Source organism: Microbacterium sp. cf046, from assembly GCF_900114345.1.
Classification (GTDB): Bacteria; Actinomycetota; Actinomycetes; order Actinomycetales; family Microbacteriaceae; genus Microbacterium.
Map to the genome: position 1 here is coordinate 1150970 of NZ_FOZJ01000002.1, position 13980 is coordinate 1164949.

General features: G+C 70.7%; 11 protein-coding genes and 1 riboswitch. Of the genes, 7 read left to right on the plus strand and 4 right to left on the minus strand.

Annotation, left to right across the window (positions count from 1 at the left end; translation table 11 throughout):
• Positions 1-50 precede the first annotated feature (50 nt).
• The 4 genes from gcvP to BM349_RS11760 all read right to left on the minus strand — a co-directional run bounded on the left by gcvP (position 51) and on the right by BM349_RS11760 (position 6024).
• Positions 51-2957 carry an aminomethyl-transferring glycine dehydrogenase gene (gene gcvP / locus BM349_RS11745; RefSeq protein WP_091707008.1) on the minus strand — a complete coding sequence of 969 codons (2907 nt, stop codon included), beginning with the start codon at positions 2955-2957 and terminating at the stop codon, positions 51-53.
• Positions 2954-3337, minus strand: coding sequence for a glycine cleavage system protein GcvH (gene gcvH / locus BM349_RS11750; protein WP_091707009.1), 384 nt, complete (start codon positions 3335-3337; stop codon positions 2954-2956). Before gcvH ends, gcvP begins: the two co-directional genes overlap by 4 nt.
• A 40-nt stretch (positions 3338-3377) precedes the next feature.
• Positions 3378-4529: a glycine cleavage system aminomethyltransferase GcvT gene (gene gcvT, locus BM349_RS11755; protein ID WP_091707010.1), complete on the minus strand. Its 1152-nt coding sequence runs from the start codon at positions 4527-4529 to the stop codon at positions 3378-3380.
• 159 nt (positions 4530-4688) lie between these two features.
• Positions 4689-4795: riboswitch (glycine riboswitch) on the minus strand.
• A gap of 53 nt (positions 4796-4848) precedes the next feature.
• The gene (locus tag BM349_RS11760) at positions 4849-6024 is read right to left on the minus strand and encodes a MarP family serine protease (RefSeq protein ID WP_091707011.1); all 1176 of its coding nucleotides are present in this window, start codon (positions 6022-6024) and stop codon (positions 4849-4851) included.
• Between the two features lie 147 nt (positions 6025-6171).
• On the opposite strand from BM349_RS11760, the gene BM349_RS11765 reads away from it, so the two are divergent.
• The 7 genes from BM349_RS11765 (at position 6172) to BM349_RS11795 (ending at position 13973) form a co-directional block, all read left to right on the plus strand.
• Positions 6172-6894, plus strand: a complete 723-nt coding sequence (locus tag BM349_RS11765; protein ID WP_091707278.1) for an NUDIX hydrolase — start codon at positions 6172-6174, stop codon at positions 6892-6894.
• Positions 6895-6922: 28 nt separating this feature from the next.
• Complete coding sequence (gene nadA / locus BM349_RS11770) at positions 6923-8272, plus strand: quinolinate synthase NadA (protein WP_091707012.1); 1350 nt, start codon at positions 6923-6925, stop codon at positions 8270-8272.
• Complete coding sequence (nadB, locus tag BM349_RS11775; RefSeq protein ID WP_091707013.1) at positions 8269-9897, plus strand: L-aspartate oxidase; 1629 nt, start codon at positions 8269-8271, stop codon at positions 9895-9897. Before nadA ends, nadB begins: the two co-directional genes overlap by 4 nt.
• Positions 9897-10748, plus strand: coding sequence for a carboxylating nicotinate-nucleotide diphosphorylase (gene nadC / locus BM349_RS11780; RefSeq protein WP_091707014.1), 852 nt, complete (start codon positions 9897-9899; stop codon positions 10746-10748). Before nadB ends, nadC begins: the two co-directional genes overlap by 1 nt.
• Before the next feature lie 17 nt (positions 10749-10765).
• A complete protein-coding gene (locus BM349_RS11785) occupies positions 10766-11929 on the plus strand; it encodes a cysteine desulfurase family protein (protein ID WP_091707279.1) in 1164 nt (387 codons plus the stop codon).
• Positions 11926-12891, plus strand: coding sequence for a glycosyltransferase family 2 protein (locus BM349_RS11790; RefSeq protein ID WP_091707015.1), 966 nt, complete (start codon positions 11926-11928; stop codon positions 12889-12891). The genes BM349_RS11785 and BM349_RS11790 overlap by 4 nt, the downstream gene beginning before the upstream one ends.
• Positions 12892-13142: 251 nt before the next feature.
• Positions 13143-13973, plus strand: coding sequence for a hypothetical protein (locus BM349_RS11795; RefSeq protein WP_091707016.1), 831 nt, complete (start codon positions 13143-13145; stop codon positions 13971-13973).
• Positions 13974-13980 lie beyond the last annotated feature (7 nt).

Consider the following 13980-nt stretch of genomic DNA (forward strand, 5'->3'; position numbering starts at 1 on the left):
GCAGTCTCGCGCCGCGCATACGGCCTCGCCGAGCAGGGACCGAGGCGCGGTTACGCGAACGCCTCCACGGGCGGGCACGCGCAGACCAGGTTGCGGTCGCCATACGCCTGGTCGATCCGGCGAACCGGGGGCCAGTACTTGGTGCGCACGAGGGTGTGCACGGGGTACACGGCGAGCTCGCGCGAGTACGGGTGCTCCCACGAGCCGGAGACCACGGACTCCGCCGTGTGCGGGGCGTTCACGAGCGGATTGTCATCGGCCGGCCACTCCCCCGCGGCGACGGCCCGAGCCTCGGCGCGGATCGCGATCATCGCCTCGATGAAGCGCTCGATCTCGGCCAGATCCTCGGACTCGGTCGGCTCCACCATGAGCGTGCCCGCAACCGGGAACGACATCGTCGGCGAATGGAAGCCGTAGTCGATCAGACGCTTGGCGACGTCGTCGACGGAGACTCCGGTCTCCTCCTTCAGCGGTCGCAGATCGAGGATGCACTCGTGCGCCACGAGGCCGCCCTCGCCGGTGTAGAGCACCGGGTAGTGGTCCTTCAGCCGGGTCGCGATGTAGTTCGCCGCGAGCACGGCCGCGGCGGTCGCATCGCGCAGCCCCTCCGCGCCCATCATCCGCACGTACGCCCACGAGATGGGCAGAATGCCGGCAGATCCGTGCGGAGCGCCTGCAACAGCCCCACCGTCGAAGACGAACCCGCCGGCGTGATCGGCGCGCTGCGAGAACGGATGGCCGGGCAGGAACGGCGCCAGATGCGCCTTGGCAGCCACCGGCCCGACACCGGGGCCGCCGCCGCCGTGCGGGATCGCGAACGTCTTGTGCAGGTTCAGGTGCGACACGTCGCCGCCGAGGTCGCCGAACCGCGCGTATCCGAGGAGGGCGTTGAGGTTCGCGCCGTCGACGTACACCTGGCCGCCCGCGTCGTGCACAGCCTGCGTGATCTCGAGCACATCGTGCTCGTAGACGCCGTGCGTCGACGGATACGTGATCATGAGCGCGGCCAGCTCGGCGGCGTGCAGCGCGATCTTCGCCCGGAGGTCGTCGAGATCCACGTTGCCCGCCTCGTCGCACGCGACCACGACGACCTTCATGCCGGCCAGCACCGCGGATGCCGCGTTCGTGCCGTGCGCGGACGACGGGATGAGACAGATCGTTCGGTCCGTATCGCCGTTCGCGCGATGCCAGCCGCGGATCGCGAGGAGCCCTGCGAGCTCGCCCTGCGAGCCGGCGTTCGGCTGCAGCGAGACCGCGTCGTAGCCGGTGACCTCCGCGAGCCACGTCTCCAGCTGCTCGATCATCGCGAGGTATCCGCGCACGTCAGACTCGGGGGCGAACGGGTGCACGCGGGAGAACTCCGGCCATGAGACCGCCGACATCTCGGTCGCCGCGTTGAGCTTCATCGTGCACGAGCCGAGCGGGATCATGCCGCGATCGAGCGCGTAGTCGCGGTCGGCCAGCTGCTTGAGGTAGCGCATCATCGCCGTCTCGCTGCGATGCGTGTTGAACACGGGGTGCGTCAGGAATTCGTCGTCGCGCAGCAGCGCGTCGCTGACACCTGCCAGCGGGGCGGCATCCGCGAACGGCACGTCGCGATCGCCGTGCTCATCGGCCGACGGCAGTCCGAAGGCCCAGGCGACCGACGCGAGATCGTCGGCGGTCGTGGTCTCGTCGACCGAGACGCCCACCGTCGCGTCGTCGACCCAGAAGAGCTGATACCCGCGCGACCGAGCCCGCTCGATCACACGCCGGGACGGACCGGGCGTGACGACCTGGATGGTGTCGAAGAACGAGTCCGAGCGCAGCGACAGGCCGTACGAGCGCAGGCGCTCGGCGAGCGCTTCAGCCTTCCGCGCGACTTCGGTCGCGATCGCACGGAGCCCATCGGGGCCGTGGTACACGGCGTACATCGCGGCCATCACTGCCAGCAGCACCTGGGCGGTGCAGATGTTGGACGTCGCCTTCTCACGGCGGATGTGCTGCTCACGCGTCTGCAGCGACAGTCGGTAGGCAGCGTGGCCCGCGGCATCCTGCGACACGCCCACAAGGCGTCCCGGCAGCTGGCGCTCCAGCCCAGCCCGGACGGCCATGTACCCGGCGTGCGGACCGCCGAAGCCGAGCGGAACCCCGAATCGCTGGGTCGTTCCGACGGCGACGTCCGCGCCCAGCGAGCCCGGCGAGCGCAGCAGCGTGAGCGCGAGCAGGTCGGCCGCGACGACCGCGAGCCCTCCCGCGAGGTGGGCGGCGTCGATGACACCCGCCGGATCCCACACCCGACCCGAAGCGCCCGGATACTGCACGAAGACTCCGAACAGCGCGTCGGGCAGCGTCGCGCCGTTCGCGAAGTCGAGCTCCACGAGCTCGATCCCGACCACGGAGGCGCGTGCGCGGAGCACGGCCTTGGTCTGCGGCATCGCGTCGGCATCGACCGCGAACACGTTCGAGGCGGACTTCGAGGCGCGCCGGGCGACGAGCATGCCCTCCACGACCGCCGTCGGCTCGTCGAGCATCGAGGCGTTCGCCGTCGCCAGCCCGGTGAGATCGGTGACCATCGTCTGGAAGTTGATGAGCGCTTCGAGGCGCCCCTGTGAGATCTCGGGCTGGTAGGGCGTGTACGCGGTGTACCAGGACGGGTTCTCCAGCACGTTGCGCGAGATGACCGACGGCGTGAACGTGTCGTAATAGCCCAGGCCGATCATCGGCCGCGCGACGCGGTTCTGCGAGGCGAGCTCGCGCAGCTCCGCCAGCGCCTCCGCCTCGGTCGCCGCCGGCGGGATGTCGGAGGTCCGACGCGGGGTCACGTGGATGGATGCCGGAACCGCAGCCTGCACGAGGGCGTCCACGGAGTCGTAGCCCAGCGCGCCCAGCATCAGCGCCTGAGCCGCGGCGTCCGTTCCGATGTGACGGTCGACGAAACCGCGGGGCCGGCCGAACGCGGTCGTGACCTCGCTCACTCCTCGCCGCCCGTGAGCGCCACGTACGCCTCGCGATCGAGCAGCTCGGCAGGAGCGGACCCGTCGATGCGGAGCTTGATGAGCCAGCCGTCGCCGTATGGGTCGCTGTTGACCAGCGACGGGTCATCGACGACCGCCTCGTTCACTCCGACGACATCACCGGTGAGCGGCGCGTACAGCTCGCCGACGGACTTCGTCGACTCGATCTCGCCGACCACCTGGCCGGCTGAGACTCCGGAGTCGACGGCGGGAAGCTCGACGAAGACGACGTCGCCGAGCTTGTCGGCCGCGTAGTCCGTGATTCCGACGGTAGCGACGTCGCCGTCCATCGCGATCCACTCGTGCTCGGCGGTGTACTTGAGGCTGTTGAGGTCGGTCACTTCTTCCTCCGGTCGGATGAGGGGTGTTGCTGGATGCGGGTCACGTCGTGCTTCGTGCACGACGGTAGAACGGGAGGGCGGTGACGGTCGCGGGAATGCGGGTTCCGCGCACGTCGATGAACAGCTCGGTGCCCGGTGCGCTCGCGGCGGGTACGACGAACGCCATGGCGATCGGATGCCCCAGCGTCGGGCTCAGCGCGCCGCTGGTGATCTCGCCGACCGCGCCGTCGGCGTCCAGCACCGCATAGCCGGCGCGTCCGGCGCGCTTGCCCTCGGACGCGAGGCCCACGAGCACGGGTGCGTCCGTCGCGACGACTGCCGACAGCCCGGCGAGCCCGACGAAGTCGCTCTTGTCGAGCGCGACCGCGCGTGCAAGACCGGCCTGTGCCGGGACGATGTCGAGTGAGAGCTCGTGGCCGTACAGCGGCATCCCGGCTTCGAGCCGCAGCGTGTCGCGCGCGGCGAGTCCTGCGGGCACGAGCCCGAGCGGCGAACCCGCTGCCAGCAGCGCGTCCCAGAGCGCGCCCGCCGCGCTGTTCGGCACGAGCAGCTCGTAGCCGTCTTCACCGGTGTACCCGGTGCGGGCGACCAGCACGGGCTGATCCCCGAAGGATGCCGCGACCGCGGCGTAGTACTTCAGGTCGTCCAGCGGATGGGCGAACGAGCCGAGCCCGGCGGTGGCGTCCAGCACGGCGCGCGCCCGAGGACCCTGCACTGCGACGAGCGAATACTCGTCCGTGGCGTCGACGACGGCCACGGACCGCCCCTCAGCCCGCTCGACCAGCGCGGCGGCGACCGCCGCGCGATTGCCGGCGTTCGCGATGACCAGGAACCGTTCCTCGGCGAGCCGGTAGACGATCACGTCGTCGACGATTCCGCCGCTCTCATCCAGCACGAGCGAGTACTTCGCCTTCCCGGTCGCCATCGTCGACAGGCGCCCGGCGAGCGCGAAGTCCAGGAACTCGGCGGCACCTGCGCCGTCGATGAAGAACTCCGCCATGTGCGAGATGTCGAACAGGCCCGCGGCGGTGCGGACGGCGTGGTGCTCTGCGAGGTCGGAGCTGTAGCGCACGGGCATCGCCCACCCGCCGAAGTCCGTGAATGACGCACCGAGCGCTTCGTGGCGCTCGCGCAGCAGCGTGTAGCGGAGCGCGCTTTCGGGCTGCGCCTCGGTGGGGCGGGGGTCGGTCATGAGTTCTCCCGGTCTCGTGCGGGCAGGTGCCGGGGTCGGCGCCTTTGAACTCCCCCTCTGTCATGGGCCTGAGAGTTTCACCTCTGCATCCGATTCACTGATGGGATGCAGGGATTTTCACCGTCGGCGGATCCTCGAAGGATCGCTTTCCAGAGCGGCCGAGCCCGGGCGGTACGCATTACCTGAGAGATTGGCGGGGAGGCTTGCTCCTTCGGTGCCCGGCTGCGTGATCACACGCGCTGCCGAGGCTCTCCCGTCCGGGTTATTGGCCTTTATCGACTTGTCCTGCAAGCATAGCGTTCGCGCTCTGCACGGCGTGTCATCCCGTGCACGACCCGGTCGAGACCGGGGAGGTCCAGCCGGATGCCCCCGCGAGCACGGGCTGCAGCTCGCTCGTGGTCATCGCGTAGCCGCGGTCGGCATCCGTCTCGGCGCGGGCGAAGACGACCCCAGCGACGAGCCCGTCCGCCGTGAGGAGCGGTCCGCCGGAGTTTCCGGGATGGACCTGCGCGGCGAGCGCGTAGATGTCGCGGAGTTCGCTCGAATCGCCGTAGATGTCGGGCACGAACACCGAACCGGCGGAGATCACCTCGGCATTGACCATCGTGAACGGACCGCCGTAGGGATAGCCCTGGATGACCGCCGCGGTCCCCGGGGTGAGGGGTTCCACCACGCCGAGCGCCGCAGCGCCGAGGTCGTCGACAGCGATGAGCGCCAGGTCGTCGATCGGATCGAAGTAGACGATGCGGCCCTCTCGGGCGGGCTGCCCCGGGAGCTCGACGACAGGGGCGGACACCCCCGCGACGACGTGCGCATTCGTCACGACACGATCCGGCGCGATCACGAATCCTGATCCCGAAGCGCTGGTGCCGCACGCGAATGCGACGCCCGACACGCGGGCGACGGATGCTGCGGCCGCGGTCAGCTCCGGATCGTCGAGCGCCACCGGCGGCGCGGTCGGCTGCACGTCGAGGTCGAGCAGCACCCCCAGTTGCGGAAGGCCGTCGTCCAGGACGGCGGAGCGCACACGCGCGAGCGTTTCGGCGACCGGCCGCGGCGTGAGCGCGTCGATCGTCCGCAGGACCTGGGACGAGGACAGCGCGGTGGAGAGCCCCGGCATGCCGGTGGCCGCGACACTCGAGGCGATGAGGCTCAGCGAGAGGGCCCCGGCCAGCACGGCGAGCACTCCGCCGAGCACGCGGTCGACGACCCGCAGGGGCGCGCTGCGCTCCACGCCGCGGCGCAGTGCGCCGCCGATCGCTCCGCCGGCCGCGGCACCGCCGATCAGCAGTGCGATCGCGAGTCCGATCACGACGACCACCCGTGAGTTCTGCCACGGCCACACGTCGTTCACGATCGGGACGAGCCAGAACGCCGCCACTCCGCCGAGCACGATTCCGATCAGCACGCCGAGGCTCGCCAGCAGGCCCCTCTGCACTCCGACGAGGAGCGCGACGAGCAGCAGCGCGATCAGCACGACGTCGACGACGACCACGTTCTCCTCCGCCCTGTCGTGTTCCGGTTCGCACGATCAGCGTACGCATCGCTTCCTGTGGCCGCGCTCGGAGCGACCTCGAATCCACAGCAGGTTTGCACTTCGGGTCAGAGTGACACTAAGATCGGATGCGAGGTAATGGTCACCATGACACAAACAACCCTGATTCCCGGCATCACCAGCGCGGAGACGACGACCGACGACGTCACGCGCGTCGCCGTATCGACGGTGATCTTCACCCTCCGTCGCGACCCCGTCTCGGACCGCGCCGCCATCGTCCTGCCGCTCGTGCGCCGCACACGCGATCCGCACGAGGGCCTGTGGGCGCTGCCGGGCGGCTGGCTCGACACCAGCGAGAGTCTCGACGCCGCGGCATCCCGCACCCTCGCGGAGACGACCGGCATCGCTCCCAGTTACCTCGAGCAGCTGTACGCCTTCGGCGCGGTCGACCGCTCCCCCGGTCGCGTGGTCTCGATCGTCTACTGGGCGCTCGTGCGCCCCGATGAGATCCCCGACCACGACGTGGAGAACGTGACGTGGTTCGAGGCGGCGCAGCTGCCGCTGCTCGCCTTCGACCACAACGAGATCGTGGAGTACGCGCTCTGGCGCCTCCGCAACAAGGTGGGCTACAGCCGCATCGCGCACGGCCTCCTGGCCGACGAGTTCACGCTCGCCGAGCTGCGCGAGGTGTACGAGTCGATCCTCGGACGACGCCTCGACCCGGCGAACTTCCGTCGTCAGGTCGAGAACTCCGGAAACCTGATCCCGACCGATCGCTTCCGCACCGGCAGCCATCGCCCTGCCCGCCTCTACCGCTACAACCAGGACGTCGAGCTCGCCGACCGCGGCCCCCTCGTCGTCCGACACTGAACCCTTTCGAGATCGAATCGAGCACGCCATGTCCGCGACATCACTCACACTCCCCCCGCTGCCGGTCGACCCTTCGATCGACCACGAGATCCAGGCGATCGTCTCCGGCGCATCCACGGCGGAGACCTGCAACACCGACCTCGCCGCAGGGCCCTGGAACTTCGATGACCGACCCGGCTACGGCCCGGGCTCGTCGATGGGCGACGTGATCCCGGTCGGCTCGCCGCGTCAGGGCGAACTGCCCGTCGAGTACCGCGAGGCATCCCCGGACGAACTGGATGCGCGCGTGCGCGCGGCCAAGGAGAAGCTCGGCGGCCGGGTGATGATCCTCGGCCACTTCTACCAGCGCGAGGAGGTGGTCCGGCACGCCGACTACGTCGGCGATTCCTTCCAGCTCGCGAATGCGGCCAAGGCCCACCCGGAGGCTGAGGCGATCGTCTTCTGCGGCGTGCACTTCATGGCAGAGACCGCCGACCTGCTCTCCACGCCCGAGCAGGCGGTGATCCTGCCCAACCTCGCCGCGGGATGCTCGATGGCCGACATGGCCGACATCGACCAGGTCGAGGAGTGCTGGGAGCAGCTGGCCGAGATCTACGGCGACATGGACGCGCCGGATGCCGACGGCCTGGTCCCGGTGATCCCGGTCACGTACATGAACTCCTCGGCCGCGATCAAGGGATTCGTCGGCCGTCACGGCGGCATCGTGTGCACGTCGTCGAACGCGCAGACCGTGCTCGAGTGGGCGTTCGAGCGGGGCCGCCGCGTGTTGTTCTTCCCCGACCAGCACCTGGGTCGCAACACGGCGAAGGCCATGGGCGTGACGCTCGAGCAGATGCCGATGTGGAATCCGCGCAAGCCGCTCGGAGGCGCGTCCGCCGGCGAGCTGGAGAACGCGCGCGTCATCCTGTGGCACGGGTTCTGCTCGGTGCACCGCCGCTTCACGGTCGACCAGATCGAGAAGGCCCGCGCCGAGCACCCCGGTGTGCGCGTGATCGTGCACCCCGAGTGCCCGATGGCGGTCGTCGACGCGGCCGACGAGTCGGGCTCGACCGACTACATCCGCCGCGCGATCGAGGGGGCCGCCGAGCCGACCACCTTCGCGATCGGCACGGAGGTCAACCTCGTGCAGCGCCTCGCCGCAGACAATCCGCAGCACACGATCTTCTGCCTCGACCCGGTCGTGTGCCCATGCTCGACGATGTACCGCATCCACCCCGGCTACCTCGCGTGGGTGCTCGAGGGACTCGTGAACGGCGAGGTGCTCAACCGCATCACCGTCCCGCAGGATGTCGCCGACCCGGCCCGTCTCGCCCTCGAGCGGATGCTGGCCGCCAAGCCGCCCGCCGCACCGGCATCCGCGTGGGAGAACGCCTCATGACGCAGCGAACGACCGGATCACCGGCGGTGCATGCCGTCGTCGTCGGCAGCGGCATCGCCGGCCTGACGGTCGCGCTCCACGCCGTCCAACACGGCTGCCGCGTGACCCTGGTCACAAAGGACGTGCTCGAGCACGCGAACACTCGCTACGCCCAGGGAGGCATCGCCGGCGTCATGTTCGACGACGATCGTGCCGAGGACCACGTCCGCGACACCCTCACGGCGGGCGCTGGTCTCAGCGACCCGGAGGCGGTGCGGGTGCTCGTCGATGAGGGTCCCGCGCGCATCCGCGAGCTGATCGCCCTGGGCGTCGCATTCGACCGCGGAGCCGACGGCGCGTTCGTCAAGGGGCTCGAGGCAGCCCACTCGTATCCGCGCATCCTGCACTCCGGCGGCGATGCCACCGGCACCGCGATCGAGAAGGCCCTCGTCGCACGTCTTCGCGCGAGCGAGGTCCGCGTGATCGAACACGCCTTCCTCATGGACCTCGTCCTGGTCAGCGGACGCCTGGCCGGTGTCGAGCTGCTCATCGGCGACGTCGCCGCATCCGAGACGACACCGCCGATCGCCGGCCGACGGGAGCGGATCGATGCGGACGCGGTCGTCCTCGCGACGGGCGGTGCGGGCGAGCTGTATTCCCACACGACGAATCCCGCCGTGGCGACCGGCGACGGCATCGCCGCCGCGCTGCGGGCGGGCGCGGATGTGACCGACCTGGAGTTCTTCCAGTTCCACCCGACCGTGCTCGCGATCGGCGAGTCGTTCCTGGTCTCGGAGGCCGTCCGGGGCGAGGGCGCCACCCTCATCGACGAGAACGGCAGGCGCTTCGCCTTCGACGCGCACCCCGACGGCGAACTCGCCCCCCGTGACGTCGTCGCGCGGGCGATCGCCCGCCAGATGGAGGCGCAGGACGGTCGGCCGGTGTTCTTGGACGCCACGCATCTGCGCGCCACGCCGGAGGAGGTCGCGGCCTTCCTCGCGCGGCGCTTCCCGACGATCGACGCCGCGGTGCGGGACCGCGGACTGGACTGGGCGCGCGAGCCGATCCCGGTGACGCCCGCCGCCCATTACCTGATGGGCGGGGTCACGACCGATCTCGACGGGCGCACCACGCTGCCCGGGCTGTACGCGGTCGGCGAAGTCGCCCGCACCGGTGTGCACGGCGCCAACCGCCTGGCCTCGAACTCGCTGCTGGAGGGCGCGGTGTTCGGCGCCCGTGCCGGCGATGCGATCGCCGAGGACGCGGCATCCGGTCGGTGGACCGCGCCGCGCGCGACGGCGCACCAGGTCCTCCCGGTCACCGCGACCGTCGACGATCTGGACCCCGTGCCTGCGTTCACCCGTCGCGCACTGCAGAACCTCATGTGGGAGGACGCCGGACTCGTCCGAGACGCCGAAGGCCTCGAGCACGCGGCATCCGTGATCGCCGTCTGGCATGCCGACCGGCGCACCCCGCACACCGAGGCGGAGTTCGAGGACGAGAACCTCCTCGTCGTCGCCGAGCAGCTCGTCGCCGCCGCGCTCGCCCGCCGCGGATCGGTCGGCGCGCACTACCGGCGCGACGATCCGGGCCAGGTGAGGGCGGATGCCGCGGCACAGGTTCCGGCCTCGAGCGGAGTCGCCTGATGCTCACCCGCACAACGATCGACAGGGCGGTCGCTGCCGCACTCGAGGAGGATGCGCCGTGGGGCGACATCACGAGCGAAGCGCTCATTCCCGAGTCGGCGACGGCGCGAGCGGACTTGATCGCACGGGAGGCGGGCATCTTCAGCGGCGGTGAGGTGTTCTCCGCCGCGTTCCGGCTCACCGACCCGGAGATCGACGTCGAGCTGATGGTGCAGGACGGCGAGGTCTTCGAGCGCGGTGCCCTGCTCGCGGTCGTCAACGGTCCCGCGCGCGGGGTGCTGACCGCCGAGCGGATCGGCCTTAATTTCGTGCAGCGGATGTCGGGCATCGCGACCCTGACCGCGCGGTATGTCGCCGCGGTCGCCCACACCGGCGCGCGCATCGCCGACACCCGGAAGACCACACCCGGCCTGCGCGCATTCGAACGACACGCTGTCGTCAGCGGCGGCGGGCACAACCACCGCTATTCGCTCTCGGACGCCGTGATGGCGAAGGACAACCACCTCGCCGTGCTCGCAGAGAAGGGCGTTTCGGTCACGGCCGCGCTGCAGGGTGCGATCGCGCGGCTGCCCCACACGACCCACGTCGAGGTCGAGGTGGACCGCCTCGAGCAGATCGAGCCGGTGCTGGCCGCCGGCATCGGCACGATCATGCTCGACAACTTCTCGCTCGACGATCTGCGACGCGGCGTCGAGCAGGTGGCCGCCCGCGCGACCGTGGAGGCATCCGGGGGCGTCACACTCGAGACCGTGCGCGCGATCGCGGAGACCGGTGTCGACGTCATCTCGGTCGGCGCGCTCACGCACTCGGCCCCGGCACTCGATCTGGGCCTCGACGTCCGCGTGTCCTGAGGCCGTCGCAGATGAGCATGCTCTACCTCGACAACGCGGCCACCACGCCGGTGCGCCCCGAGGTCCTCGACGCGATGATGCCGTTCCTGACACGCTGGTTCGGCAATCCGTCCAGCCACCACACGGTCGGCGAGGCCGCCGCTGACGCCCTCGGCGAGGCGCGCGCCCGAGTCGCCCGCGACCTCGGGATGCGGGCAGGCGATGTCATCTTCACCTCCGGCGGCACGGAGGCGAACAATCTCGCCGTCAAGGGCATCGTGATCGCAGCGGCCGCGCGCTCGACGGGTGCGTCGGAGGTCCGGGCGCGGCATCTGGTCACGACGCCGATCGAGCACGAGTCGATCCTCGAATCCGCCGACTACCTCGCGAGGGTGCACGGCTTCGATCTGACGCACGTCGCGGTCGACGGGTTCGGCCGCGTCGCGCCCGCCGACGTGGCGGCCGCCCTGCGCGATGAGACCGCGCTGGTGACCGTCGGCTATGCGAACAACGAGGTCGGCACCGTGCAGGACGTCGCCGCGATCGCCGGCGCAGCGCGCGAACGCGGTATCCCCGTGCACATCGATGCGGTCCAGGCCGCGGGGTGGCTGCCGCTGAACGCCGCTGACCTCGGAGTGGATGCGATCTCGCTCGCCGGGCACAAGCTCGGCGCGCCGAAGGGCACCGGAGTGCTCGCCCTGCGAGGGCGCGTGCCGCTCGAACCGCTCCTGCACGGGGGCGGACAGGAGCGCGGACGCCGCAGCGGCACGGAGGACGTGGCCGGCGCGGTCGGCTTCGCGACCGCGCTGGAGCTGGCAGAGGCCGAACGCGCCGACGCATCCGCCCGCGTCACGGCGATCCGCGATCGGTTCATCGCGCGCGTGCTCGCCGGGGTGCCCAGTGCCGCACTCACCGGCGATCCCGTGCACCGGCTGCCGGGGACGGCGAGCTTCACGTTCGCGGGCACCAGCGGAGAGGCCGTGCTGCTCGAACTCGAGCGCCGGGGTGTCGTCTCCTCCAGCGGCTCCGCGTGCGCCGCCGGCAGCGACGAGCCCTCGCACGTGCTGCTGGCGATGGGTGTCGCACCCGAGGTCGCCCAGACCGCCGTGCGGTTCACATTCCCGCACGCCCTGGACCAGCCGCTGGATGCCGTCGCCGACGCGGTCTCGGCATCCGTCACGGCCGTACAATCGAGCGGGTGAGTTCCCCCGCCGCGGTCACCGTCATCGTGCCGGGGTTCGATGTCGCCCCGTACGCCGCCGAAGCGCTCGACTCGCTGCGGCGCCAGAGTCTCCGGGACTGGGTCGCGATCCTGATCGACGACGGCTCGACCGATGCCACGCCCGGCGTGTTCGCCGACGCCGCCGAGTCCGACCCGCGGTTCCGCGTCGTCCGCCACCGGGAGCGCGCCGGTCTGGGCGCGGCCCGCAACACGGGTCTCGATCTGGTCGACACCCCCTTCCTCGGGTTCCTCGATGCCGACGACGTGCTCACCCCGACCGCCCTCGAGCGCATGGTCGGCGTCCTCGATGAGAGCGGCAGCGACTTCGCGGTCGGCGCCTATGTCCGCCTCCGCCCGGACGGGGCCGGCGGCTACACGGTCGGCGTCGTGCAGCCGTGGGTCGCCGCCTCCACCGCGCCCGAGCGCCGCGGAACGACCATCGATGAGCATCCGGAGGCGACCGGGAACATCGTCGCGTGGTCGAAGGTGAGCCGCACCGAGTTCTGGCATCGCGCCGGGCTGCGCTTCCCCGAGGGCCGGCTCTACGAGGATCAGGTCGTCGCCCAGCAGATGTACGCGCGCGCACGACGGTTCGACACGGTGCCGGATGTCGTCGCGCACTGGCGCATCCGCGCGGACGGGTCATCGATCACCCAGCGCGAGGCGCAGCTGGACGTGCTGCGCGACTGCCTGGAGGCGATGGATGCGGGCCTGGAGGTGCTGCAGGCGGGCGGGCATCCGGTCGCCGCCCAGGCGCGCATCGGCCAGATGCTGCGGATGGACATCCCGCGTCTCGCCGACATCGCCCGCCTGCATCCGGATGCCGCCTACCGCCGCGCACTGGGCGCGTTCGCGCGCGATCTGTGGGACCACGCCGGCACCGCGCGGACCACCTTGGACCCGGCATCCGCGACCGCCGTCGCCGCCGCCCGCCTCTGGTAGGGAGAGCAAACCCGCGAGTTGCGGCAATCGGCCGTCGCCAACCGCGGCGAAGCGGCCGAAGGGCGCAACTCGGGGAAGGAACGAGTCCTCCACAGGCGGGGCGGGTGCGCACGCCTCCCCAGACGCCGCGGTTGCGGCGCGGGCGTCCGCATGGATCGCGGATGCTGTCGAGCATGTCCCGCCCACCTCGACCCCTCCCACCGGAGCTCCAAGGCGGGTCGTTCACCACTGCCCAAGCGCGTGAAGTCGGCGTGAGTCGGCGGCGGACCCGGGCATCGGACCTGCAGACCCCGTTCCACGGGATCCGACTGCCCGCAGGCGACATCAGCCTCGTCTCGGCCTGCCGAGCCCGCCTCGCATCCCTGACCGACCGGGCGGTGATCAGTCACGTGACGGCCGCGCGTCTGCACGATCTTCCGCTGCCTCCCGCCCTCGCCCGCACGCGAGTCGTCCACATCAGCGTTCCCGCGGGCATCCGTGCACCCGGGGGCAGACGCACGTCAGGCCACCAGACGGCACTGGCCGCCGAAGACTTCGACTCCAGGCACGGCATCGCGTGCACCACCCCCGAGCGCACCTTCTGCGACATGGCCCCGCTCCTCAGTCTGGGTCAGCTCGTCGCGATCGGAGACCACCTCATCCGCAATTGCGGTGTCACACGGCCATCCCTCGCGGCCGCAGTCGAGGTGCGACGCAACAGCCGCGGGCGCAATCGCCTGCGCCGTGCGCTCCAGCTTCTGGACGAGGGCGCGGAGTCTCCGAAGGAATCCGAACTGCGGGTGATCATCGTCGAGGCAGGTCTTCCCGCGCCTCTCTGCAATCGGAACGCCCTCGGTGCCGATCGCCGGTTCATCGCGCGGATCGACCTGTCGTACCCCGACCTCAAGATCGCCATCGAATACGAAGGCGACCACCACCGCGGGAAGAGCCAGTGGCGAGCGGACATCGCTCGCCGCCGGCGGCTGGAGGCGGAGGGCTGGATCTATCTGAGCGTGACGCAAGCCGACCTGGTCGCGCCGAGTGCTTTCCTCCGCGACCTGCGCACGGCCATCGATCGTCGACTTGCGGAAATCGGCCGCTGAGGACGAC